Origin of the sequence: Vibrio nomapromontoriensis (assembly GCF_050337205.1) — a bacterium.
In the GTDB taxonomy this organism is placed as follows: domain Bacteria; phylum Pseudomonadota; class Gammaproteobacteria; order Enterobacterales; family Vibrionaceae; genus Vibrio; species Vibrio nomapromontoriensis.
The window spans coordinates 530,375-555,643 of sequence record NZ_JAKJSS010000008.1 but is presented as its reverse complement, the minus strand read 5'-3'; the positions used below and the strand labels follow the sequence as shown (position 1 = coordinate 555,643).

Below are 25,269 nucleotides of genomic sequence, written 5' to 3'. Positions count from 1 at the left end.
TTATGCATCGCCGCTTATACAGTTAAACGAAAACCTCACAATTCCAAAAAGCGGATATAGTTAGGCGCAGGGACTTCGATGATTTCATCTGTCATCTTAATCAAACCTGTCTCTACGTTTCTAGAAAATACGATCACGTTCCCAGTATCTTGGTTAGAAATGATAGCCGCTTTCCCACAAGGAGAAATCGCGAAGTGACGAGGGAATTTTCCTTGCGTTGAGGTGATATCAATACGCTTTAACTTTCCATCTTGCAGCACTTTGAACACTGCAATTGAGTTATCTCCACGATTAGAGACATAAAGGAATTTCGCATCTGGAGACAATTTAATCTCTGAGACATAACTGATTTGATCGTGGTTATCCAAAGTCGATTCATATTGAATTGGGATTAGGCGTGATTTGACCTCTGACGGGGCAGTACTGTCTAACTGAGCGACACAAACTGTATTGAATAGCTCATTAGAGACATAACAAATATCTAAATCTGGATGCATTACCATGTGCCTGGGCCCTGAACTGGGTTCAAACTCAATCCAAGTGTCACGCGTCAGCTGACGTGTTTCTGGATTCCAGCGATATTGGAACACTGCATTCTCCCCGAGATCAGGTATGAACACCCACTCATGCCAAAAGTGTGCACAGTGTGCGTGCGGGCCAACTTGTCGATGACCCCAATGATCTTCACGGTCTTGTACTTGTCGCCACTCTGATTCATGTCGATAATACTGCTTGAAGCTTTGCAAGACTTCTCCGAGACGACCGCGTTCGTCTACATCGACGACGTCGATGATGGCATCCCAATAGTTAATGACGATCGCGGCGTCATTATTTGGGGAAAAAGATAAGTAACAGGTTGATTTTCCGTTCGCCTGAAAAGAGGATAACTCAGTCAAGCTTCCATCAGCTTGGACTTCATATTGAACAATAGAGCCGTTCTCTCTGATCGTTTCCAAAATCGCGTATAAGTATTTCTTATCTGAGCCCGGAATCAGCACGGCAGGGTTAAGGGACACCACGGAGCTGTTGACGATAAGCTGGCCACTCTTTGTTAATGTGGCGCAGTACATACCCGCCCCCGGTTTCGGGGAATACGGCTGGTGAGCCAACGCATCGATATCACTGTATGTTCCAATCACTAGTTGATAATCTTTCTCTAAATTCATGTGTACACCTAAATAGCTGTTGATAAAATGAATCTGTTAACCTTTGACCGCACCAGCAGTCATCCCAGTGATAATTTGTTTTGATGCTATGAACGTGAATATGATGGGAGGAACCGCCAACAACATACCTGTTGCCATAATGACGCCCCAATCAATATCATACTCTGTCAAAGAGTTAACGATGGTTACGGGTACTGTCCGAGTATCACGTTGTAACAACGCGTTCGCTAATAAGAACTCGTTCCAAGCGATTCTGAATGTGAAGATCGCGGCAGCAGCTAATCCCGGTTTAATGATGGGTAACACCACCAAAAAAAAGATTTGCATAGGTCTAGCACCATCGACCTTAGCCGCTTCTTCCAAGGGCAATGGCACTTGGACAATAAAACTCTGTAAAATCCATATTACGAACGGCAGGTTCATAGCTACATACAGTAAAATGATGCCACTGAATGTCCCGTCCAAACCGTAGTCGAACGTCCAAATACCGAATACAGGCACTAACAACACCGCTGGCGGTACCATACGCATCATCAAAGTCGTTAGGGACACAGTGCTTCTACCCATGAACTTGAAACGAACCAACGCGTAGGCCGCCATACAGCCAATAGTCAAGGTGATGATAGTTGACACTATTGCAATAAAAATGGAATTCCCCAGAGAACGAGTGAACGTTGGACTACAAAAATCGACGTGTTCCGGTGTATACCACAACACATCACACAAGACGGTCTCATAGTTTTTAAGCGTGGGTGTGAAGAACAGGCTGCTAGTGTCACTCATGATGTCAACGTTCAATTTTAGTGACGTTATCACCATCAACATAATTGGGCCGAGTGACATCACAATTAGCGCTACAATTAAAGCGTAGAACGCTGGGTTTTGTTTATTTTCATTAGAGTTGCTCATTCTTCTTCATCCTTTTTAGTAATCGCTAGCTTCTCGATTCGTTTTTCATTTATCCGGTTGTAAATGAACATAGTGAGCGTTAACACCAACAGCACCACAAGAAGCATATTGGACATAGCCGCTGCTTCTCCAAGCTCTCTAAACTCAGAGGCTGTGCGGGAAATCCTGAGTGAAAGAATTTCAGTTGATAAACCAGGACCACCATTGGTCATGACCAAAATGACCTCAAGTACCTTAAATGCATCGATCAATCGAAGTAACAAAGTTACGATAAGTACGGGCATCATCAGAGGAATCTTGATGTAGACAACTTGTTGCCATTGTGTCGCGCCATCAATTCTGGCGGCTTCTAGGGTCGATTTAGGCAGAGACTGCAAGGCAGCAAGCGAAAGGATGAAAATAAAGGGTGTCCACTGCCAAATATCCGCAATGATGATCGACGACAATGCCCAATCGGAATCCGAAAGCCAAGGTATGGATTCAAAGCCTAACGCGTTTAACGTGCGATTAAAAATACCGATCGTTGGGTGGTACATGTAGCGCCACATCAATCCAACAACTATCGGAGCAATCATCATTGGTAAAATAAATATTGTTCTCAATATAGACATCCCGCGAATGTTTCGATCAAGTAATAACGCCAGACCTACACCAAGTACAACTTCTAAAAAAACGATAACGCTAGCAAATTTTAAAGTGACTCCTAGAGACTCACGGAATGATGCATCTTGAAATAAGTCAAAATAATTCTTGAGACCGACCCAATCTGCTTCACTAATTAACTGGCTTGGGTTCCAAGCTAGGAAACTTGCATACATCATATATAAAATTGGGTATAGAAGACCAAATATTAAGAAAATGCAGGCAGGAGCCAAGAATACATAAGGAGTTATGCGATTAATATTAATAGCTTTCATTTGGAATACCGATTTATAGTTAGATTATCTCGCCCAAATACATCAGCGCGAGATTGTTTCCTATTTAACTAATATTTATTATTAGAGGTTAATTACTTTTCGTCCCAAGAATAATAGCCAGCATCAGCCATTATTTTTTCTGCACGCTCAGCAACGCCATCAAGTGCGTCTTGGATATCCAGATCTTCAGTTAGTACTTTCGATAAGGTAGTCCCTAAATCAGCATTAATTTTCCCCCAAACTGGGATAATTGGACGCCAATCTGGGTCAGCGTCTTTCAATGCTTCACCAAATACTGCCATGTGAGGGAATTTTGTGTTTACGTCTTTATCAAAATGCGTAGAGTAACGAGAAGGGTTTCCTCCGGCCAAAGCAACGAGCTTGTCTGCTTTCTTAGACGTAAGCCACTGCATCAGCAAAAATGCCGCTTCTTTGTGTTGCGCATTTTTCGGAATACCGATACCAAAGCCACCAGTTTGCGACCCTCTACGGACGCCCATTGGGTGTGGCGCCCAACCGATTTTACCGACCACTTTAGACTTGCTTGGATCATTCACTTGACCTGCGAAAACCGTAGAATCGAGGAACATTGCAGACTGGCCTTGTAAGAAGGACGTACCAGCCTCTGCGAAACCGAATGTTTGCGCGCCTTCAGCGCCACAGTCTACAATAGTTTTCAATGCGTTAGCTGCTTCAATACCTTGAGCGTTGTTGACGATTGGTTTCCATTGGTCATCAAAAATACGTCCCCCTAAAGGTGCTAGGTGAAGCAGAAACGCGTGTGAAGCGTGGTGGCCTGAAGCCGCACGAGATGCTAAACCGCCCATACCAGGTTCTAATTTAGGAATTTCACAGGCGAGGGACAACAGCTCTTTGTAGTTGGTCGGAACTTCTAAATTGTGCTTTTCAAAAATGTCTTTTCTGTACCCTAAAATTGAAGTTTCAGAGCCATAAGGTAGCCCAAATAAGGAGCTCGTAGGCCCTTTTAGGTAGCCTTTTTTACCACCAACAACACCAACATTCTCGACATAACCATCGATGAGGTCTTCCGCGTCAAAATTCGGATCAGCCAACTTTGGATTCATAAAGTATTTGGCAAGGTTTTCTAGTTGATCGGCGTATACATAGTCCGCCTTTGAGAAGACGACATACGCGATTAGGTCATAGTCACCTTTACGTTTCGTTAATTCTAGGGTTTGCTTCTCACGCATTCTTAGGTATTGAAGTTGGTCGACCTCAACTTTAATACCTGTTTCTTTAGTAAACTCAGGCAGAACCTTCATGACCGAATTATAATGAGGGTGTGCAGGGAAATTAACTACCAAAGTTGTGTTTTTATATTTGTCGTATGGACTTGCATGCGACAAAGATGCCACCGTGCTCAGTGCTAGCACTGTGATCGTTGACTGGGTAAATACCTTTTTAATGTTCGTAATCATTTTGCCTCCTAAGAGCAAGAGAATGAATTATATGTCCTTGTCGTTTTTTTATTTACGGCTTAATTTTCGAAATTATTTTTATAATTAGTAAATAGCTTCTTCCGTATGTTTGTTAAAAAGATAAATATCGTCCGGCTTTACTTGAAATTTGACGGTATCACCATCGTTATATTCATCGAGTGAATCGACTTCAACCATAAATCTTTTTCCTTGAATTTCCGAAATTAAGACGGTTTGATTTCCTATATATTCCATCACGTTAATAGTGAATGTAACGATATTTTTGGACTGGTAAGATGTAAGTGATGTCAATGCGGATGGACGGATTCCTACCGTGATTTCCCCCGAAACTGGTAGATTAGAATTGTCCTCTGGCTCTGGCAATTCGAGCTTACAGCCAGCACCAACGGCATAAATCTTATCGCCCATATGTTCGAGGTGCATGTCTAGGAAATTCATTGGCGGCATCCCCATGAAGCCCGCGACGAACTTATTGCTCGGTTTCTCAAACAACTCTCTTGGCGTCCCGTGTTGTTGGATGTAACCATCTTTCATTACAACGATTCGGTCTGCAAGTGTCATCGCCTCGATCTGGTCGTGAGTCACGTAGATAATGTTTTTCTTGATGTTTTTACTCATCATCGCGAGTTCAGCACGCATTTGTCCACGCAATTTAGCATCAAGGTTTGATAGAGGCTCGTCCATCAGCAAGGTCGAAGAGTTTCTGACCAAAGCACGACCCATTGCAACTCTCTGCCTTTGACCACCGGATAACTCCGCGGGTTTTCTGTGCAAGTATTCAGTAAGACCGAGCATTTCCGCGGCTTCAGCCACACGCTTTTCGATGTCACGTTTAGGGTGCTTCGCAAGACGCAACGCAAAGGACATATTTTTGTATACATCCATGTGTGGATAGAGTGCATAATCTTGGAACACCATCGCGATATCACGGTCGATAGGTTCGAGGTTAGAAATCGGACGGTCGTCCATTCTAATCTCGCCATTACTCACCGTTTCTAGCCCTGCGATCATTCTTAGCGTCGTCGACTTGCCACACCCAGACGGACCTACAAACACCGTAAATTCGTTATCGTCCATCACTAAATCAATTTGGTGAATAACTTCGGTAGAGTCATATCGTTTTGTTAGCTTATTTAACGTAATTACAGGCATAATCGGTTACTCGTCATCCTTGTTTTGCATGATCAGTGTTGATTTAAAGATGCTGTCCACGTGCCCCAATATGGAACGCTCAGCGGCATCAGGGTCATGGTTTTTAAGTGACCTAAGAATTTGGTGATGCTCCCGAATACTTCTAACGGTTGATTTTTCTTCTGCCAACGCAGCTGTCCGGTGCTCTAATGCGTAGGAGTAAACGTCGATGGCAATCTTAGATAACAAGTTGTTCCGGCATGATTGATAGATAATCGTGTGAAACTCTTTATCCGATACTTGAAACGCCACGTGGTCATCAAGTACGGTCTCTTGGTATTCGACCAAAGATGACAACTTATCGAGATCCTCGTCCTTGATATTAATCGCTGCAGAGCGCAATATCGCTCGCTCGATTACCTTACGTGTTTCGGCGACAGTGAAAGCATCAAAACTTTGGATGTTGTCTACCAAATGGTTTGACTGAATAATTTTGGTCGCCCCTTCGGCTACGATACTTTTCCTGCCCCGAGACACTGTAATCAATCCTCGCTCGCTGAGGATGTTTAACGAACCACGTATTGTTTCTCGGCTGACGTCATACGATTTGGCCAGCTCGCGCTCTGATGGCAATGCCTCTCCTTCATCAATCATCCGCGACGCGATCAAAGCGCTTAATTTGTCCGATATTTGCGCCTTTAGTGTAAGCCTAGACACGTCAGAGCTGTATTTGGGTGATTCCTTCAAATCATTGGGCATAGTGTTTCGATCCTTGTTAGATAACCACGTTTTTCTTCTGGTATTTAAATAATACCAATTTGTTCTTTTTTGCTGTGATTGGATGGCTTAGTTTGATAGAGGACAACCAAGTAGTGTTAAAAATAATGGCAAGTCGGTATAATTTACAATCAAATTGATTGTTTTTTGATCGTTTTGTTGATCGGGTTATCAAAAATGCCTTTTTGCAGAGTGTTAAATCTCTATATTGGTATGAACTAAATACCAGTTTTGATGGGTTTGGCAGGAGCTTTGATGCATTTATTTCAGTCGATTGCGATTTTTTCTACGATGGTGGACTGGTAATCATCTAAAAATGGTGGTTTTTTTGTAACAAAAATAAAGAATTAAAAATAAACAACCGTTTATAGTTATGCTTGACGGCTAAGTTGTTTGGAATAGGACTTACTTTTAGTACTGACCCCCCTTAGAGCAGAGCAAAATATCTCTACTTTTTCGTCACAAAATTTATTTCATGCATTACATCGCTTGTTCTCAATATTATCGCATTATCAAAGCAGCGCTTTGCTTGGCTTCGGGCAGTACGGAGCGCAGGGCAACGAGTGTGCTTAAACGCTCTTTTGCGTATCAATGCTACAGGTGGGTGTAAAAAGTCACACACTCTATCTGATTATTCTCGGTCATCCTTGGTAGACTCCATAACCACATGAGTTGTAATCATGGCAACGTGAGGGAGCATTCCAAGGGTGTTAGAATGAAATGCTTTGTAGCTTTTTAAATCTGTAGTTTCTACACGTAATAAATATTCAAACCCCCCAGTCACGTTATGACATTCCACGACTTCGTGTGATAGAGAAATCGCATCTTCAAAACTTTTTTGTGCTTCACTTGTATGTGTAGAAAGACCAACTGTAACGTATGTAACAAAACCGCGGCCAAGAGCTTTAGAATCAAGTACTACACGATAGCCTTTAATGATTCCTTTACTCTCTAACTCTTGAACACGGCGTAAGCATGCGGATGCCGACAGGCCTATCTTTTGTGCCAGCTCTGCATTTGTGATTCTTCCATTTGCAGTCAACTCTTGCAAGATTCTTTCGTTGTAGCCATCCATATGTCACTTTTATTGTGAAATTTTCTTATTCTTCACAATATACGCAAGCACATTTCGTGGAAAGGTATATATAGTAGGTTCAACAGTCACATGAGTCATGCTTTAACTAATAAGGTTAATCAATGAATAACCTATCAGATGAAACGAAAAAACGATTTGTTGCGATTCTGAATAAAAAAATGGATGCAGGGCGTACAGTCAATGTACTTGGTCACATTAGCGTTGGCTTGTCGAACCTGCTGACATCTGATGATGCGGTCTATGTTGACTATACGGACCAGGACAACAATCTACACCGTAGTGTATCTCATTACCCATTTATCGTTTTGAAAGCAGATAATTCAAATAAAATTAGGAAGGTGAGAGAAGAAGCGATTGCCCGAGGAATTAAATTCACAGTTTTTACCCATACCATGATTGAAGGTGGCTCAATAGTACAGTTGTCTAAGACAAAGAAAACACCGGAATTAGAACTGAATTACTTAGGGATATGCCTATTTGGTGAAACAGATGTAATTCGAGAGGTGACAAAGAAGTTTAGCTTGTTCAGATAGGATAACTATTGTGGCTGTTCCGTAAAAAACACTCATGGAACTTGGGAACTCATTTAGCAGAGGCTTCAGTGTGTCTAATATATCAACCTTTAGCCTGTATTATCCCGCCCCCTAAATTTAGCCTTATTACACAAACAATCGGATTACTATGAAAAAAACCATCTTACTTTCGAGCTGTTTGTTCATTTCTTTTCTATCGACAGCTTCAACATTAAACGATTCGATCTATTCAATAGAGCAGCGTACCTCGGGGCGCATAGGTGTATCAGTTTTAGATTCCAACGATCAACAATGGCACTATAAAGGGAATGAAAGGTTCCCTATGATGAGTACCTTCAAGACATTAGCATGTGCGAAAATGCTACAAGACTCTGATAGAGACATATTAGATATAAATACACTGGCGCTAGTAAAGTCGGATGAACTAATCGCTTGGTCACCAATCACAAAAAAAATGGTTGGTGGTTCAATTACCATTGAAAATGCTTGTGAAGCTACGATGAAAACTAGTGATAATACTGCTGCAAATATAGTCTTACAGCATATCGGAGGCCCACAGGGCGTCACTGAATTTCTACGTTTGACCGGAGATGATGTAACTCAATTAGATCGCTTTGAGCCTGAACTAAACCAAGCCAAAGCTGGTGACCTAAGAGATACAACGACACCAAATGCGATGAATAAGACCTTACGCCATATTTTATTCGAAGATGTATTGGCTCAAGATTCAAAAAACCAACTTAAGGAATGGATGCAAGGGAACACTGTTTCCGATTCTTTACTCCGTTCTGTTTTGCCACAAGGGTGGTCTATTGCAGACCGTTCTGGCGCAGGTGCTAACGGCTCCCGTGGTATTACAGCAGCTATTTGGACTAACGAGCGCGAGCCACTAATCATTAGTATCTACCTGACACAAACCAACCTATCAATGCCAGAACGTAATCAAGTAATTAGTGAAATTGGTAAGGCTATTTTCGAAGAGTATGCTGCAAAGTAACGCTAGGAGATTGTCATACTATTGACAATAGATATGCCGTGAAGTGCCAAATTGGGTTGTACGGCATGCTCATCATCAGCACGTAGAAAAGCGGAACTTATGCCCCATGCTAGGGTGATGGATAAATCTGAAAAACTTTTTGGTAAAACTAAAGGCTAGAAATCTATAATGCCCTGATTTTAATATGTTATTGCTGAATCCTAGCGAGTCAATAGGCGGCGGAATTTGCAGGAAAAGAAAGGCAATAGTTGATTGACAAATTCCTCATTTGTAGCAAAATTCGTTGCACTTATTGCCCCTGTCATTACCTAAGGAACACGATTGATGAAATACGATTGGATTTTGTTTGACGCCGATGAAACCATTTTTAACTTCGATGCATTTGCTGGCATGAGGCTGATGTTTGAAAGGTTCGGTGTTGATTTCACTCGTGATGATTACGCAGAGTATCAGTTGGTTAATAAGCCGCTTTGGGTTGACTATCAAGATGGAAAAATCACCGCAGCACAGCTAAAACAGATTCGCTTTGAAGGTTGGGCAGAGAGGCTTGATACCACACCACTCGCTTTGAATAGCGCCTTTTTAGATGCGATGGCGGACATTTGTACCTTGCTGCCGGGTGCCCGAGAGCTGATGGATGCGTTATCTGGTAAGGCGAAGCTCGGTATCATTACCAATGGCTTTACCGAACTACAGGCAATTCGATTGGCGCGCACCGACATGACGCATTACTTCGATCATGTGGTGATCTCTGAAGAAGTGGGCATCGCCAAGCCGGATGAAGGCATTTTCTCTCATGCGATGACCTTGATGGGGAATCCATGCAAAACACGCGTGCTAATGGTGGGGGATAACCCGCATTCAGACGTGCTAGGTGGGCTCAATTTTGGTATTGAAACGTGCTGGCTTAATACACAAGGGCATGAGAAGCCGCAAGGTATTGAGCCACATTATGAAGTGAACTCGTTGCTGCAGCTGCAACAAATTCTGGTTGCTTAAGCGCGGTAATTGCCACTCTACCATTAGTGACTAGTCACTAATGGTAGAGTAAGTCGACTGAATTGCCAGTAAGCCAATCAACGCAGCATTGTAATCAATGGCAAACTCGTTGACGGCGTAGGATTTTTCACTATCAACATAACTGAGCATGCCCATATCTTTTGGCGCAATATTGGCTTGTGCTTTGATATTGGGTCCTCCAACAAGAAAGCCGGGTAAACTCACCCCTGTGCCGATTCTGTAAAGGTGGTGTAGGTTACGAACACTGTGTGTTCCGAAGTGCGTGACAAAGCTCATATTGAAGGCGTTGGCGCCAAGCAGATAATCAATTTGTGATTGGACTAGCTTACGGTGTTTGTCTGTGTTGGAAATCATGTCGCTCCACGCTAGAACAATACCAATTTCCGCGACCATCTTGTTGGAACCCCATATAAACTTCTGATTAGCGACATAGAATGGCGATTGAGTCGCTAGTGTGGCGTAGCGCTGCGCAAGGGCGTTTAAATCATCTTTCATTTGTTGTGAGAGGGGCGTGTCTAACGCTTGCATCATATGCCAGATCCCCATGATAGCGGGATTTTTCCATTCAAAAAAATCAAACAGTGATGCGTTTTGCCTAATGGTATCTTGGTAGTGTTGTTCAAAATACGCTCGGAACGACTCATCGTTGGTAGTTAAATAAAGCTCCGCTGCTGCCCATAATCTATCATCGACGTCAGTCTGAAGAGACGCTTCCTGATCATGTTCGTTATAGATGTAGGGGCCAGAGCCGCTATCATCTGCTTTTTGCCAATCGATATATTGGCTTGGTTGAGTAGCAAGGTAGTTCCAAGCGGATTGCGCTGATTTTAGCCAGCGAGCGGCGAGTTTTTTATCGTAGGGTTGGTATATTCTTGCTGCGAACGCCATCGTGGCGGCGTACTTTGCGGTATCAGGGGTACTGACGCCAAAAATATAACGCTGTTGGGTATCAAGCCATGGTGGGATTTTTGCAGGCCAAGATGCCCCTGATAATTTACGATATACCGCACCATCACTGCGTTGCATCTTTTCCATCCATTGTAGGCCATATTGAGCTTCAGCAAGAATGGTAGGCAGGGCTTGTGGGTGGTCTGCTTTGAAGTAATCAGGAGCTTGGCGGTAGGCTTCCAATAATCGCGCGATGGTAATGGTTGCAGTGGATATATATTTGCCAAAGTCGCCCGCATCGTACCACCCTCCAACCGCGTTGATATAGGTGCCGGTTGGGTTGATGGCATCACCTCGAAAAATGACAGCATCTCGATTGTGGCTAGGTGGCCGAGCCATTCCTGTTACGGGGGAATGCACGGGAGAACCAGAGCGTTGTAGGTATAAGGCATGGATAAGGCTATCGCTTAAACTTCGGTAAACATTACTGCGAATTTCAAAAGGGACTGACCGCTGTTCACCTGTGCGGAAGTAGTACCAACCAGCCTCTGATACGGCAGAGAAATCTGCGACATGTACCGTTTTTCCGTCGCTCAATTTACTATTGTATTGCAGTTTAAATGTCGCGACTTCAAAGTCTTCTGGCATGGATAATAAGGTAATGCTATCTACATTTGAACCAAGTAAGTAGACGTGTTTATTCGCTTCTGGTTCATAGCCTAGTTGGTTTAACACGACAGTATTGCCATAGAGAGCGGCACTGAACCAAAAAAACAACAAAATAAGATATTTAGTCATGGTTAACCTTTTGAATTTGCTTATCAGTTTTCGTTCATTACGAGTGGCATCGCAACCTTGTATGCATACTAGGATTGCGTAAGCTTGTTTTCCAAAAGATTTATTAAGGTAGTGATGGAGGCAGTACGCACTTTGGTACTGCCTGTCTAATAAAGGGAGTCGAGGACTACAAGTAATTGGTTAGTTCAGCTTTAGATCACAGGGGAATACGAGTCGATCACAGAGGAGCACGACTGGTGAATGAAACATTGTTGCCTTCACCTGCGCCAATCATGACCGCTTCGAAAATAGGAGCTGTGGCACTATTTGGGTTTGACCATTGAATGTAGAAGTTAGCACCCGCGCCACCGCTGACTTCGCGTTTTTCAACTAAGTATTCTGCGCTAGACATGGCGTTGAGTTCATAGCCTTCTGCAATAAACTGCCTTAGGTGTTCACCGTTTGTATTGTAGTAATCGATACTATGGATGTTAATCGCGTTGGTTGGGTCGGTATTACGAATAACCAGGGTAGATTCAAGTAGAACGGGTTTACCACCGTCGGTGTAAATGTGTGAATAAACGGGCACATAGGCGCCTTTTGCACCGTGGCTAGTGGGGACAATCGCGGCTCTTTCAATCTGTTGTGCCTGATGGCTGAGTTTTTCTTCTATGGTATCAACCGATTTGACGAGATTGCCGAGGTAAATGGCTAAACCAAGTACTAAGATGACAGAAATAATGGAAACGAATTGGCTGGCATTATGTTTTGATCTCATAGACTCTCCTAAGGGGCTTTAGGGTTGAAGACTATTATAGCGGTATCAAGGTGATAATGGGTTATTTTCCATCAAAACACACTTCACGATAGCCATTGATTTTGTTAGAAAGTGTGTTGGAAGAGAGTGTATTCGTTTGATGAGAAAGAGGGGGCCTCTGGGAACATCCCAGTATCCAGAGGGCCTTATGTTTATTGCGTGATCAATGCCGAGATGATGGGATCATGCTTGGCTTTCATCACCGTCGGGTTGACGCCATAGTGGCGTGAGGTAAAGGTAAAGTCTTGTCCTTTTGTATCGATGTTGTTTTTCGCAGTGTCGCCGCAGTTAAAAGATACCGTAACGGTGCCATCTTTATTTTCCTGCCACGAATTCGAGCTAATATGACGGACGCCTTCTATGAGATATTTATCTGAGTCATAAGCTGTGATAGATGTGAAAAATCGGTTTTCCGGGTTGTTGAATGTTGTTGTGTAACAAGTGGCGGCCTTCATTTTAGGGCTGTTTGAATATTTATTACCGATAAACGCTTCAGGGCTTGCGCCACCCCAGCCAGCGGCATTTTCTAAGTTCCATTGATGAAGGTCGGTGACTTTGTCACTGGTTCTTGGGAAAGTGTAAGTAAAGTTTGTCATATCATTCACTTCCCGAGTGTATTTTTGGACCCAAGCTTCGACATCATCATAGTTGTAGGGTTGTACTTGATAGTCTGTTGCAAAATTAAAATCGGAAGTATCGATTTTATCGAGTTCTGCTTTTGCTTCAGCAATGCCGTTTTCTGTTCCTGAGCGGTACAATACGAATGCATATTCAGATTCCACACTCACACTGTAGTGTCCATCTTCCACGACATAATGTTGCCCATGTCCTCGTTCTGTGACTACCTGAACCGCCATATAATTATTCGTTTTAGGTATAGAGAACGTTACAAAACCATCAACAGCTTTGACAATGGCAACGCCGTATAACGTGTCGTCGTTCATCTGCACGGTAGGCGCCGCTTTGCCACGGGGAGGCAGCCCCTGCATTTTGACAAATTGGTGAGTCGCCCCTTTCTTCGCCCAATTACGGTAGTTACGCGCTGTTTCCGCGTGGGTAAAGTTTTGTTCGGTGATCTTGATGGTTTGAGCGCTGGTTACGGGCGTAGCGTTTTCGGCAAAAGCAGAGGTGGTGATAAAGGCACTCGCAATTAGGCTTAGTGTGGTGATGCTTGCTGTGTTCATATATGGTCTCTCCGTTAGTCTCTTTACGATAAGTAAAAGGGGGGCTCGATTTAATTGATGGAGTAGATGAAATCAGCAAGTCCGTTGACGCGATAAGTAGCGTTATGATTTCTAGTCACTTACTCCTGTTGCTAAGTGCTCTGCTCATCATCTGTTATTCACTATAATCGTGAGTTGGCATAATTTAAAATGATATCAGTGGATATTAGATATGTGTTTTACACATATCGATTGGTAAGTATGTATAACGGAAGTTGACTGGTAGACAGCACTGGCCTGAGGTGGAGTGACACGTTAGTTGTTACGTGGTGGAGTGTATAGTTATGCTCTAGATGTATAACTAATATGCATTATTATGATTAGCAGTAATTATTCTATTCGCGTAAGTTTTCCTCATCGGCAGGGTTTGACTCAATATAGATATGAGTGACCAGAATGTATCAAATGAGGATATGAAATTTGCGATATAAATTCCTTTTAGTGACCACTGTGATGGTTTGGTCGAGCGCATCCTACTCAAACGGAGGAGCTTTAGTAGAGCCTCGTAGCAACTTGGCTTTTGATTATGACAATGTGAGCCATGAAGTGGCGCAAGCCGAGCTAAATGAATGTGTGTCGATTGCGACCCAAGCGAGTTCGCAACCAGAAACACAAACACGGGGCTCTGGTGCTCGTGGTGCTGCGAAAGGTGCCGCCGCTGGTGCGATAGTGGGTTCAGTCAGTGGTAACAGTGGCTCTGACGCCGCGAAAACTGGCGCGGCAATTGGCGTTGTTGGCGGTCGATTGTCGGCTCGCCAAGAGAGTAAGGCTAATCAAGAGGAAGCGGAGGCTTCGTACAAAACGGTTTTGCGTAATTGTATGATTGAGAAACATTATGTTGCGTTAAATTGATCTCAGGTAGCGGTGTGTTTGCTACCTGAGATGGTCTTTGAAGCTAGTGGTTAGTGACTCACATGAGGAAGCCAAGCTTCTTGGATTGTAGAAATAATCAATTGTTTCAGCCATTGATGAGCCGCACTTGTTGCGGTTCTTTTGTGTTCGATAAGGTAAAGATCAACGGCAAGATCGGGCTCGTTATTCAGTGAGAGTACCGGAACAAGTTGATCGCCAATGTGGCTCAAATCAGTGAGCCTGTGGGAAGCGACCATAACAGTGTTGGTGTGCTGCATGAGTTCGACAAGGGTAAACAATTGTGCACTTTTAAAGACAATATCTCGCTCAATACCTTGTTTCGCAAGGTGAACATCGACGGGGTTGCTAATGCCAATTGCCGAGCGAATGTCTAAGCTCATGTCGACAAACCGATAGCGTAAACAATCTTCCAGTGTGACCGAATCTGCACGAGTAAGTGGATGGTTTTTGGCAACATAAAAAACAGGGTAAGTGGTCCCTATTTTTTGATAGGGAAACTCAATGCTATCGGCCGGTGCGTTAATATGTATTGAAAAGTCGACATCGCGTGATGCCAATTGCTGAACCGGATTGGTCGTTATAGGGAATTCAACCAGGCTTGCGTGCGGCGCTTGCTTGATAAGCGCGGTAGCAAGGGGAGCGGAAAGAAAACTACTCATCAGTGGCGGGATAGAAATAACAAAAGTTTGCTCACATTTTTCCGGAGCGAAGGCCGATTTTGCGACTAGGGATTGGGTCGCGCGCAACAGTTCTGCGAGTGGCATTTCTAAGTCTAACGCTTTCTGTGTTGGTACTAAGCCATTAGACTCCCGATAAAAAAGCGGATCGTCAAACAAGTCTCGTAGGCGACTTAGAGTGCGGCTCATAGCTGGCTGGGAAAGGTATAACGTTTGGGCTGCGCGAGTAACGTTCTTTTCTTTAAGTAAGACACTCAGTGACACCAAAAGGTTGAGATCTAACCGAGACAGTTGTTGCTCTAATGTGACCATTGAAATGCACCAAAGTAATATTTCTTAGTAAATTTGTACATCGGAATGGATAGCAATTCAAGTGTAGAGTGTCACTTAACGCCGTGAGAGCGGTTAGTTTGATGCATTGATCTTATAGCGATAATTTATGAACGAATAGGCACTTCTATTAAATGATGTTTTTATGTTGTTTATTATTTAACTTGGACTTATGACATAATAATGGCGTTGTTTCGTCAATAAAATGACCATTAATATATTCTTTGTATTTTAAGTGGATATATTGAATGTAATATTAATAAAGTCATTGTTCTATTTTTATATTGAATTTATTTTATGTTTTTAATTTGATATTTTAGTTCTGTAATGCATTTTTTTTATTGGTGTTGGTTGTTTTGTGTATTATTCCGATTCGCAGGTATTATTGGCTTGGTTATTGTTGTTGTTCTAATGAAGTACTACGGTAGTAAATGGATGTTCGGCAGTAATAAATTAGTAGGGGAATAAACTATGGATGGTTTGTCATATAAGCAAGCATTTCGATTTTTAGATTGTTCAACAATGGGAGTAAAGAAAGAAGAGGTAAGTGAGTTTTTATTAACTGACGATCGAAGTGATTGGATAGAAAAGCAAATATCGGAATCTTACACCTCTCATGTATCAAGAACTCAGGCTCAACAACAAGATCGTGGTTCTAGTACGGTCAGCGCGGAAATGAGAGTGTGCGGGTGGTTTGATATGGCACTTTGGGACCAAGCGCAATTAAGGCAACGGATGTCGTTTGCTTTGAGTCAAATTCTGGTGGTAGGGGATCACGATGCCCAATTGGCGGCTTACCCATTGGAGCTTGCAAATTACTATGATCTACTTACGACTCATGCGTTTAGTGACTACAAAACACTACTCTATCATGTAACTCGTTCTCCGGTGATGGGGACATATCTGACGATGGTTGGTAATTTGCCAAAGAGTGAGACGGGCGTTAATCCAGACCAGAACTATGCTCGTGAAGTGATGCAACTTTTTACCATTGGTTTGAATCGGCTTAATGATGATGGTTCCTTGTATCTCAACGAGTTCGGTGAACCAGAAGCTAACTATGACGATGCCGACGTAGAGAGTATGGCGCGTATTTTTACTGGCTGGTTCATGTCCGATAGCAATATGTCTGAGCCGATGATAGCGAATGATACCTACCACGATAGGGAAGAAAAGCAGGTATTAGGCGTCACGTTTCCACCGGGCGTCGGTGCTGAAGAAGAGTTGCAGCATATCCTACAGCTATTAGTCGATCACCCCAGTACCGCACCTCATATTGCCACTCTTTTGATTAAGCGTTTTGTCACCTCCAACCCAGGACCTGCTTATGTGCAGCGAGTCGCCACGGTATTTCGTCAGACTCAGGGGAATTTATCTGAAGTCATTAAAGCGATACTGCTTGATGACACTGTACTAAACGGAGAAACAGCAAAGGTTCGAGAGCCCATCTTGGCTATGAGCTTTCTTTATCGCGCTCTCAACAGTCAACCCGGCGGTGGAGGCACAACGGTGCGAAATGCCATGTTATACCAAGAAACATTTGGCCAGTACCCACTCGGTTCGCCGTCGGTATTTAATTTCTATTCTCCCGACTATATGCCTGCAGGAGAGCTAGAGGGGCTGGGTTTAACTGCACCAGAGCTGGCCATTATGGACTGGAATCAAACGATTAAAATGAGCAACATTGCATGGAAGCTGGTGGCGGATAACGGTTACAAAACGAATTCAAACAGTACTAACGAGATATATCCTGATGTGTCTGATTTTGTTGCTGCCGCGGGGGATTTTGAGGCACTGAGTCGTTTGTTTGCTGATCGTTTTTATGGTGGAGAAATACCGCTAGATATTGCTCCAAGACTAGAAGCGTTATGGAACGCCAAAAGTAGTAACAATAAGCCATACGCGATATCCGCCATGCTCTATTTTGCCTTTATTTCACCTAACTTTATGATTCAGGAGTAAGCGGCTATGAAATTATCAAGACGTAATTTTTTGAAAAGTACCGTGTATGGCTCTGCTGCAACATCAATTCCGTTGACGTTGTCACTTCCTTCAAGTGCTTTGGCTAACACGGAGGGAGATTATAAAGCGCTGGTCTGCTTGTTCCTGTTTGGAGGCAATGACTCTTTTAATATGTTGATTCCGGATTCTGGCGAGAATTTGGATAATTATCGTAATGCTCGACCTGCAATACAGCTGTGGGATCATGAAAAGGCTACGCTGGGTAAGCTATTAGATGATCAGCAAAATAATTTAGTACTCAATGGTGCGATGCCTAAAATCGCCTCTTTATTTGAAGAGAAGGTGGCGACCAGCGTTGTCAATGTGGGAACGTTATTAGAACCGACCACCAAAGCCAATTATGGCAATGTCGCACGTTCGCCCAACCTAGGGGCACATAATAAACAACAATTGGCGTGGCAAAGAGGGTGGGGCACACGACAATATCATCCTTATGGTTGGGCTGGCATGATGATGGACATTCTGGCATCCGGTGCTGAGACCATTTCACCCAATATGTCATTTTCCGGTAATGAATTGATGAATGGGCAGGGCGTGCAAGATTTGCGAGTTAGCGCTTCTGGCATTCGTGCCATGTCGTCCTTATCAGTTAATTCAGTGAATAATAATATTGGCAAATTGCTAGCAGATAACAATGCCTCTGTGTTTGGTCGGGCGTATTTACAGCGTTTTCAAGACATTTTAGATTTTCAAACCACACTTGGCGATATGCTAGATCAGCACCCAGAAGATCCTACCATTCCAGCTGGCTACTTAGGAGGCCAGTTTAAGATGGTGAAGAGGCTGATTCAGGCGAGCCAAGGATTGAATCAATCTAGGCAAGTGTATTTTATCTCGTTGGGTGGTTTTGATAATCATAGTAATCAACGCGGTAAGCATGATGATCTACTTGCAACGATTGATGATGCACTCTCCGCTTTTTATGCCTCATTGAAAGCCGATGGCTTGGAGGACAGCGTGACAACATTTACGATGTCCGATTTTGGTAGAACCATAGAGAACAACAGTAATCAAGGCACCGATCATGGCTGGGGAAGTAACCAACTTGTCATTGGCGGAAGTGTTAAAGGCGGCAAAGCGTACGGGCGATATCCGACGTTTGTTAAAGATGGTCCTGACGCGGTAGGCAACAAATTCATTCCAACCACGGCATCGGAACAGTATGCGGCGACGCTATGTCGTTGGTTTGGGCTATCCGATGCAGGAATTGATTATATTTTCCCGACGCTGTCGCCGGATAATGACAATCCATTTCCTAGCCGCTATTTGAGCTTTTTGGGCAGTGACTTAGCACAAAGCCAAAGATTAGATATTGCCCAAGTGAGCGCTTCAGAGACAAGAGTGGATCATACTCCCCAAATGGCGATTGATGGCGATCCTACGACTAAATGGACGGCGAAAGGGTTAGGGATACAGTTTGAGATTACTTTAACGAACTTAGCGATGGTCAATGTTCTTAGAGTATCGCAGGCTAAAGGGGATGTAAGGCAGTATCTGATGGATATATCGGTGAGTGGCGATGGTGTTACATTTACGCCTCTGCTGAGTTATCTTTCTCCTGGCAATAGTACTGGATTCGTTGATATTGATTTGGGCACTCAGGAAGCAAAAATTATTCGACTGACATGTAATGGCAATAATGATTCTGTTAATGCAGGTTTGGTTCGTTGGAATAATTTCCAAGAAATTGAAGTGTGGGGGATAACTCAATAGCGCGCATTCAAAGTCTGCGGATGAGATACAGGCGCATGCAGTAAGACAGAACCCACGTCCATAGAGTCGGTGTCGAGATGACTCTGTGAGCGTGGGTTGTTATTTGTACGTAGGATAGAGATCTATACAGCGAGATAAGGTAAAGGTGTTACTTTACGGCAGCAGCGCTTGGGTCTGACAGTGCTGTCACACACGCTAAGCTAATATCTTGGTTAATATAGGCCATGCCAAGTTGTTTAAGAAAAGCCATACGATCGGCATTTCGTAAATCGATATTTGGGACAGCCAGTCCGTTCTTCTCATAGAGACTCGCTAAGTGCGCCATAAATTGCTCGCCACTGTCCATGAGTAAGAGGCTCATGGCACCCACATCCGGTTTGACGTTGGCATTTTGTTTCTCTGACAAGGTGACCGCAAGTACAATAGGCTGCTCAGAACCTTCAAATCGTGCACGTCGCTCTCGTACGGTCTGCGTAGCCCAGTAATAAGCCAGTTCTTTACTCTGCGTTAAAAACACCGGTTCGACGGATTCCGTATAGTTATTGCCGATCGTGGCCATGGTATTTCTAGCGGCTTCATTTAGTGCTTTGTCACCAGAGCGTTTCAGCCCTTGACCTTGGATGGAAGCGAGCAGTGCTGATGACGTGCCGTGATACCAAATGTCACTGGTGGCAAAACCATCGTCAGACAGTAATTGTTTTGTATCTTGAAGATATAAAGGCGTATCAGTCATAGGCGTTCTCAACAAACAATGAATTTTAAGTGTAGTCGCTGTATTCACTACTTTAACAAAGTCTTAGAGATAAAAAAGCGACCCGAAAGCCGCTTTTCTCTCATTACTTCAACCAGTTTCTCTTATTACTTTAACCAGTTTTACTCATTGGCTCACGAGTGAGTTATGGGCTCGTGAGTTCATGGATTAGTTAAATTGGTTAGAAGTGTTCAATGCACCACCAGCTTTTAGCGCATTTTCGCCAGCAAAGTATTCTTTGTGGTCGTCACCAATGTCAGAACCAGACATGTTTTGGTGTTTAACACAAGCGATGCCTTGGCGGATTTCTTTACGTTGTACGTTTGCTACGTAACCTAGCATGCCCTGGTCGCCAAAGTACTCTTTAGCCAGATTATCCGTAGACAGTGCTGCAGTGTGGTACGTTGGTAGCGTGATTAGGTGATGGAAAATACCCGCTTCACGTGAAGAGTCTGCTTGGAATGTACGGATGCGCTCATCAGCACGAGTAGACAGTTCTGTTTCATCGTAGTCCGCGCTCATTAGGTTTGAACGGTCGTAGGCCGACACATCTTCACCCGCTTCAACCATTGCGTCGTACGCTTGTTGGCGGAAGTTAAGCGTCCAGTTGAACGATGGTGAATTGTTATAAACCAGTTTCGCATTAGGGTGAACAGCGCGAACACCGTCCATCATTTCTTTAATTTGACCTATGTGCGGCTTTTCAGTTTCAATCCACAGTAGATCGGCACCTGCGTTAATTGCTTCGATACAGTCAAATACACAACGGTCTTCACCAGTACCTTGACGGAATTGGTACAAACCAGATGGTAAACGCTTAGGACGAACCAGCTTGCCGTCGCGGTTAAAGCATACGTCGCCTTCTGCCATGTCCGCTACATCGATTTCTTCTACATCTAAGTAAGAGTTGTATACGTCACCTTGGTCACCTGGCTCTTTAACTACCGCGATTTCTTTAGTAAGGCCAGCACCTTGTGAATCGGTACGCGCAACAATGATGCCGTTGTCGATACCCAGTTCAAGGAAGGCATAACGAAGCGCACGTAGCTTAGCGTGGAAATCGGCATGAGGCACCGTTACTTTACCGTCTTGGTGACCACATTGCTTTTCATCAGCTACTTGGTTTTCAATTTGTAGACAGCACGCGCCCGCTTCAATCATTTGTTTTGCCATTAGGTAAGTCGCTTCTGCGTTACCAAAACCAGCATCGATATCAGCGATGATTGGCACAACGTGTGTGACGTGGTTGTCAATTTGGTCTTGAATCGCATCTTGTGCACTCACATCGCCTGCTTCACGTGCATCGTCTAGTGCACGGAATAGACCTCCTAGCTCACGGGCATCCGCTTGGCGCAAGAAGGTATAGAGCTCTTCAACAAGACCAGCAACCGAGGTTTTTTCATGCATAGATTGGTCTGGTAGTGGGCCGAAGTCAGAGCGAAGTGCCGCAACCATCCAACCAGAAAGGTAAAGGTAACGTCGGTCTGTTTTGCCACCAAAATGCTTCTTAATAGAAATCATTTTTTGTTGACCAATGAAACCATGCCAGCAACCTAGTGATTGTGTGTACTGAGAGCTATCTGCGTCATAAGCCGCCATATCAGCACGCATAATATCTGCCGTATATTGCGCGACATCTAGACCTGTCTTGAATTTATTTTGAGCACGCATACGAGCCGCAGATTCTGGATTAATAGCATCCCACGGAGCACCAGCAGTGCGTTTAGCAACTTCGATCATTTCGATATCTTGTGTGATTTGCGACATAACTCTTCCTTAGTTTCAGTTGGATATGTGGCCAAACCGGCCTGGGCTAAATCTTAACCATGGACAAAGCGTAAGCGATTGTGTGATAATTTTGTTAATTTATAGTTATTATATTCGGTATTTATTTTATGAATATTGCTCGTATAGACCTTAATTTACTTGTGTATTTAGACACTTTGCTTAGAGAGCGAAACGTAACCCGAGCAGCGAATCAGTTGGGGATCACTCAACCGGCAATGAGTAATGGACTACGTCGATTAAGGGATTTATTTGAAGACCCTTTATTGGTGAGAACGAGCGAGGGCATGATTCCAACCGAGCGGGCGCAAAAGCTACAGCCTGTGATTAGAAATGTACTCGCCAACGTTGAGAAAGCACTGCAACCCACCACTGAATTTAATGCAGAAGACAGTGAGCGAGTTTTTAGGATCATGGCTAGTGATTACGCGGAGTCAACACTTATTCAGCCTTTATTGGAACGGCTAAGTGAAATCGCACCTAAAATACGCCTTGATATCATGACGCCCAGTGATGTGAGCTACCAAGATGTTGAGCAGGGCACCGTCGATATAATTATTAACCGCTTTGATGATATCCCCCAGTCCTTCCATCAAATGAGTCTTTGGCATGACGGCTTCTCTTGTTTATTTAGTCGAGATAATCCGATTGCAGAAAACTTCGATATTTTCTCTTATCTAAAAGCCCAGCATATTTGGGTGAGTAAAACCGGAATGGGTACAGGCGTGGGTATAAACCCGAGTGAAGCGCAGAAACTGGGTTGGATTGATGAAGCATTAATGCGTATCGGTAAGACACGTAATATCACGGTATTTACTCGCCACTACCTGTCGGCAGTGCTGTTTGCACAACAGAAAAATCTTATTCTTACTATTCCGAGTAAAGCTGCGCAATCACAGCGCAATAACCCCAAACTGATGATTAAACCTGCCCCTTTTGCCATTGAACCATTTGAAGTAAAGATGGCATGGAGCCCTTTGTTACAGAGTAATCCTGATCACCAATGGATGCGTCGATTGATTAAAAGCGTCGCGAATGAAATAGAGAGTGGTGTGACGGAATAGTCCCCTTAATTGGGTATTTAGTATGTGAATGTTCACTATAAGTGGCATAAATTAGCTAAATTATCATCCATTACGTAGAGTTTTCTTTATACGTAATCGGTAAATTCGAGAGAGATCCTATGAGCAATCGTATTCAACAGGGAAGCTTGAGCATTGATAGCTCCCTCTACGCGTTAGTAAATGAACAAGCTATCCCAGGAACAGGGATTAATGCTGATGAATTTTGGCAGTCGTTTGAAACGATTCTTAGTGATTTAGCCCCAAAGAATAGGGCGTTACTCATTAAGCGTGATGATCTTCAGCATCAGATAGATGTGTGGCATCAAGAACGTGCAGGGCATGCCCTTGATGCGGCAGAATATAAAGCGTTTTTGCAACAGATTGGTTATTTGGTTGCGGAAGGCGAAGACTTCCAAGTCGAAACCGCGAATGTGGAGCCTGAAATTGCCACTCAAGCGGGGCCGCAGCTGGTGGTGCCGATAATGAATGCTCGATTCGCTCTGAATGCTGCCAATGCTCGTTGGGGGAGTTTGTATGATGCTCTGTATGGCACGGATGTTATCAGCGAAGATAATGGCGCAGAGAAAGGCGGCAGTTTTAACCCAGTTCGTGGAGCGAAGGTTGTGGCCTATGCTCGAGAGTTTCTTGATGAAGCCGCACCACTAAACGGCGTTTCACATAAAGATGTCACGCAATACAGTATTTCAGACGTGAGCATTGGTAATACTTTAACGGCGACGCTGGGGAACGGTGAGGAAGTGACGTTAATGGACGGCACCCAATTTATCGGATACCAAGGTGAGGCAACCGCACCATCCTGCATTCTTCTTAAGCACAATAACCTGCATATTGAAATTCAGATTGATCCAAGTGCTCCTATCGGCAGTGTGGACGCAGCCGGTATCAAGGACGTTGTCGTTGAAGCGGCGTTAACCACGATTATGGACTGTGAAGATTCTGTTGCTGCTGTTGATGGTGAAGATAAAGCTCTGGCGTATCAAAACTGGCTCGGTTTAATGAAGGGTGATTTACAAGAGTCGCTGGAGAAAAATGGTAAAACCATAGTGCGACGACTTAATGCGGACCGACATTATACCAGTGTGACGGGCGGAGAAATTTCGCTAAAAGGTCGCAGCATGCTGTTTATCCGTAATGTGGGCCATCTAATGACTAACCCTGCGATCATTGATGCCGATGGGAATGAAGTGCCTGAGGGTATTATGGATGGCATGATTACGTCACTTATCGCTATGCACGATCTTAAAGGGAATAGCGCGTATCAGAACTCGACGGCGAACAGCATTAATATTGTAAAACCTAAGATGCATGGCCCTGAAGAAGTGGCATTTACCAATGAATTATTTGGTCGCATTGAAGAGGCGCTAGGCCTTGAACGTAATACCATTAAAGTGGGTATTATGGATGAAGAGCGTCGTACTTCGGTCAACCTTAAAGAGTGTATTCGAGCAGCAAAAGAGCGTGTGGTCTTTATCAATACTGGCTTTTTAGATCGTACAGGTGATGAAATCCATACCAGCATGGAGGCGGGACCGTTTGCACCTAAGGTTCAACTAAAATCAATGACCTGGATCGGTGCCTATGAAGATCAAAATGTGGATTTAGGCTTAGCGTGTGGGTTGCAAGGCAAAGCTCAGATTGGTAAAGGCATGTGGCCTGAGCCAGACAATATGGCAAAGATGATGGATGCGAAAATAGGCCACCCTCAGGCAGGGGCAAATACCGCATGGGTGCCATCGCCAACAGCCGCGACGTTACACGCCCTCCATTATCATAAAGTAAGTGTACCGAGTCGTCAGAAAGAGCTCCGTGAACGTGTTCGAGCAAACGTCGATGATATTTTGACAATTCCTTTGTTAGGCAAGCAAAAGCTAACGGCGAAAGATATCCAGAATGAACTGGATAACAACACGCAGGGCATTCTTGGCTATGTGGTGCGTTGGATTGACCAAGGAGTGGGCTGTTCAAAAGTGCCGGATATTAACAATGTTGGCTTGATGGAAGATCGCGCGACATTGCGTATTTCTAGTCAGCACATTGCTAACTGGTTACGACATGGTATTTGTGGAAAAGCCCAAGTAATGGAAACCATGCAGCGCATGGCCGCAGTGGTCGATGAACAGAATGCAGGTGATCCTAGTTATCAAAATATGGCACCAAACTTTAAAGAGAGCATTGCGTTTTCCGCAGCGTGTCAGTTGGTGTTTGAAGGTTGTGCTCAGCCAAGTGGCTATACCGAACCCGTACTGCATGCAATGCGTTTAAAGCTAAAAGCTAATACATAAAACCGTTCCCCCGTAAACTGCCCAAGTTCCCGCGCTTTCG

The 25,269-nt window shown here is 43.8% G+C and carries 21 protein-coding genes; 8 read left to right on the top strand and 13 right to left on the bottom strand.

What is annotated here, in order from left to right:
- Nucleotides 1-35 precede the first annotated feature (35 nt).
- The 7 genes from L4D05_RS10225 to L4D05_RS10195 form a co-directional block, all read right to left on the bottom strand.
- Nucleotides 36-1,166, bottom strand: a complete 1,131-nt coding sequence (locus L4D05_RS10225; protein ID WP_428793879.1) for a lactonase family protein — start codon at nucleotides 1,164-1,166, stop codon at nucleotides 36-38.
- A 36-nt stretch (nucleotides 1,167-1,202) separates the two neighbouring features.
- Nucleotides 1,203-2,075 carry a carbohydrate ABC transporter permease gene (locus tag L4D05_RS10220; protein WP_428793878.1) on the bottom strand — a complete coding sequence of 291 codons (873 nt, stop codon included), beginning with the start codon at nucleotides 2,073-2,075 and terminating at the stop codon, nucleotides 1,203-1,205.
- Nucleotides 2,072-2,992 carry a carbohydrate ABC transporter permease gene (locus L4D05_RS10215; RefSeq protein ID WP_428793877.1) on the bottom strand — a complete coding sequence of 307 codons (921 nt, stop codon included), beginning with the start codon at nucleotides 2,990-2,992 and terminating at the stop codon, nucleotides 2,072-2,074. The genes L4D05_RS10220 and L4D05_RS10215 overlap by 4 nt, the downstream gene beginning before the upstream one ends.
- Nucleotides 2,993-3,084: 92 nt before the next feature.
- Nucleotides 3,085-4,431 carry an extracellular solute-binding protein gene (locus tag L4D05_RS10210; protein ID WP_428793876.1) on the bottom strand — a complete coding sequence of 449 codons (1,347 nt, stop codon included), beginning with the start codon at nucleotides 4,429-4,431 and terminating at the stop codon, nucleotides 3,085-3,087.
- A gap of 84 nt (nucleotides 4,432-4,515) precedes the next feature.
- The gene (locus L4D05_RS10205; RefSeq protein ID WP_428793875.1) at nucleotides 4,516-5,604 is read right to left on the bottom strand and encodes an ABC transporter ATP-binding protein; all 1,089 of its coding nucleotides are present in this window, start codon (nucleotides 5,602-5,604) and stop codon (nucleotides 4,516-4,518) included.
- Between the two features lie 6 nt (nucleotides 5,605-5,610).
- Entirely contained in the window at nucleotides 5,611-6,342 is a 732-nt protein-coding gene (locus L4D05_RS10200) for a FadR/GntR family transcriptional regulator (protein ID WP_428793874.1), read from the bottom strand.
- Nucleotides 6,343-6,991: 649 nt separating this feature from the next.
- Nucleotides 6,992-7,435: an Lrp/AsnC family transcriptional regulator gene (locus L4D05_RS10195; RefSeq protein WP_428793873.1), complete on the bottom strand. Its 444-nt coding sequence runs from the start codon at nucleotides 7,433-7,435 to the stop codon at nucleotides 6,992-6,994.
- 122 nt (nucleotides 7,436-7,557) lie between these two features.
- Between L4D05_RS10195 and L4D05_RS10190 the strand changes: the two genes are divergently transcribed.
- The 3 genes from L4D05_RS10190 (at nucleotide 7,558) to yjjG (ending at nucleotide 9,985) form a co-directional block, all read left to right on the top strand.
- Nucleotides 7,558-7,989 carry a DUF2000 domain-containing protein gene (locus L4D05_RS10190; RefSeq protein ID WP_428793872.1) on the top strand — a complete coding sequence of 144 codons (432 nt, stop codon included), beginning with the start codon at nucleotides 7,558-7,560 and terminating at the stop codon, nucleotides 7,987-7,989.
- Nucleotides 7,990-8,137: 148 nt separating this feature from the next.
- Complete coding sequence (gene blaGMA / locus L4D05_RS10185) at nucleotides 8,138-8,986, top strand: GMA family class A beta-lactamase (RefSeq protein WP_428793871.1); 849 nt, start codon at nucleotides 8,138-8,140, stop codon at nucleotides 8,984-8,986.
- Between the two features lie 324 nt (nucleotides 8,987-9,310).
- Nucleotides 9,311-9,985: a pyrimidine 5'-nucleotidase gene (gene yjjG, locus L4D05_RS10180; RefSeq protein ID WP_428793870.1), complete on the top strand. Its 675-nt coding sequence runs from the start codon at nucleotides 9,311-9,313 to the stop codon at nucleotides 9,983-9,985.
- Between the two features lie 30 nt (nucleotides 9,986-10,015).
- On the opposite strand, the gene L4D05_RS10175 is transcribed toward yjjG, so the two are convergent.
- From L4D05_RS10175 to L4D05_RS10165, 3 genes are all read right to left on the bottom strand, one after another.
- Complete coding sequence (locus L4D05_RS10175) at nucleotides 10,016-11,692, bottom strand: glycoside hydrolase family 9 protein (protein ID WP_428793869.1); 1,677 nt, start codon at nucleotides 11,690-11,692, stop codon at nucleotides 10,016-10,018.
- Between the two features lie 217 nt (nucleotides 11,693-11,909).
- Nucleotides 11,910-12,449 (bottom strand): DUF3124 domain-containing protein, encoded by a 540-nt coding sequence (locus L4D05_RS10170; protein ID WP_428754911.1) that lies wholly within the window; start codon nucleotides 12,447-12,449, stop codon nucleotides 11,910-11,912.
- Nucleotides 12,450-12,640: 191 nt separating this feature from the next.
- Entirely contained in the window at nucleotides 12,641-13,672 is a 1,032-nt protein-coding gene (locus L4D05_RS10165) for a hypothetical protein (RefSeq protein WP_428754910.1), read from the bottom strand.
- Between the two features lie 459 nt (nucleotides 13,673-14,131).
- On the opposite strand from L4D05_RS10165, the gene L4D05_RS10160 reads away from it, so the two are divergent.
- Complete coding sequence (locus L4D05_RS10160) at nucleotides 14,132-14,563, top strand: glycine zipper family protein (RefSeq protein WP_428793868.1); 432 nt, start codon at nucleotides 14,132-14,134, stop codon at nucleotides 14,561-14,563.
- A 50-nt stretch (nucleotides 14,564-14,613) separates the two neighbouring features.
- Here L4D05_RS10160 and L4D05_RS10155 read toward each other — a convergent pair whose 3' ends face one another.
- Entirely contained in the window at nucleotides 14,614-15,573 is a 960-nt protein-coding gene (locus L4D05_RS10155) for a LysR family transcriptional regulator (protein ID WP_428793867.1), read from the bottom strand.
- 489 nt (nucleotides 15,574-16,062) lie between these two features.
- Here L4D05_RS10155 and L4D05_RS10150 point away from each other — a divergent pair, with 489 nt between their 5' ends.
- Together L4D05_RS10150 and L4D05_RS10145 are read left to right on the top strand one after the other, a co-directional pair.
- Nucleotides 16,063-17,553, top strand: coding sequence for a DUF1800 family protein (locus L4D05_RS10150; protein WP_428793866.1), 1,491 nt, complete (start codon nucleotides 16,063-16,065; stop codon nucleotides 17,551-17,553).
- Nucleotides 17,554-17,559: 6 nt separating this feature from the next.
- Nucleotides 17,560-19,326 carry a DUF1501 domain-containing protein gene (locus L4D05_RS10145; protein WP_428793865.1) on the top strand — a complete coding sequence of 589 codons (1,767 nt, stop codon included), beginning with the start codon at nucleotides 17,560-17,562 and terminating at the stop codon, nucleotides 19,324-19,326.
- A gap of 148 nt (nucleotides 19,327-19,474) precedes the next feature.
- Here the strand turns inward: L4D05_RS10145 and L4D05_RS10140 are convergent, their stop codons facing one another.
- Nucleotides 19,475-20,059, bottom strand: coding sequence for a hypothetical protein (locus L4D05_RS10140; RefSeq protein ID WP_428793864.1), 585 nt, complete (start codon nucleotides 20,057-20,059; stop codon nucleotides 19,475-19,477).
- 186 nt (nucleotides 20,060-20,245) lie between these two features.
- The gene (locus L4D05_RS10135) at nucleotides 20,246-21,844 is read right to left on the bottom strand and encodes an isocitrate lyase (protein WP_428754904.1); all 1,599 of its coding nucleotides are present in this window, start codon (nucleotides 21,842-21,844) and stop codon (nucleotides 20,246-20,248) included.
- Nucleotides 21,845-21,972: 128 nt separating this feature from the next.
- Here L4D05_RS10135 and L4D05_RS10130 point away from each other — a divergent pair, with 128 nt between their 5' ends.
- Both L4D05_RS10130 and L4D05_RS10125 read left to right on the top strand, forming a co-directional pair.
- Nucleotides 21,973-22,926, top strand: a complete 954-nt coding sequence (locus L4D05_RS10130) for a LysR family transcriptional regulator (RefSeq protein ID WP_428754903.1) — start codon at nucleotides 21,973-21,975, stop codon at nucleotides 22,924-22,926.
- 119 nt (nucleotides 22,927-23,045) lie between these two features.
- Nucleotides 23,046-25,229 carry a malate synthase G gene (locus tag L4D05_RS10125; RefSeq protein ID WP_428793863.1) on the top strand — a complete coding sequence of 728 codons (2,184 nt, stop codon included), beginning with the start codon at nucleotides 23,046-23,048 and terminating at the stop codon, nucleotides 25,227-25,229.
- The last annotated feature ends 40 nt before the right edge of the window (nucleotides 25,230-25,269 follow it).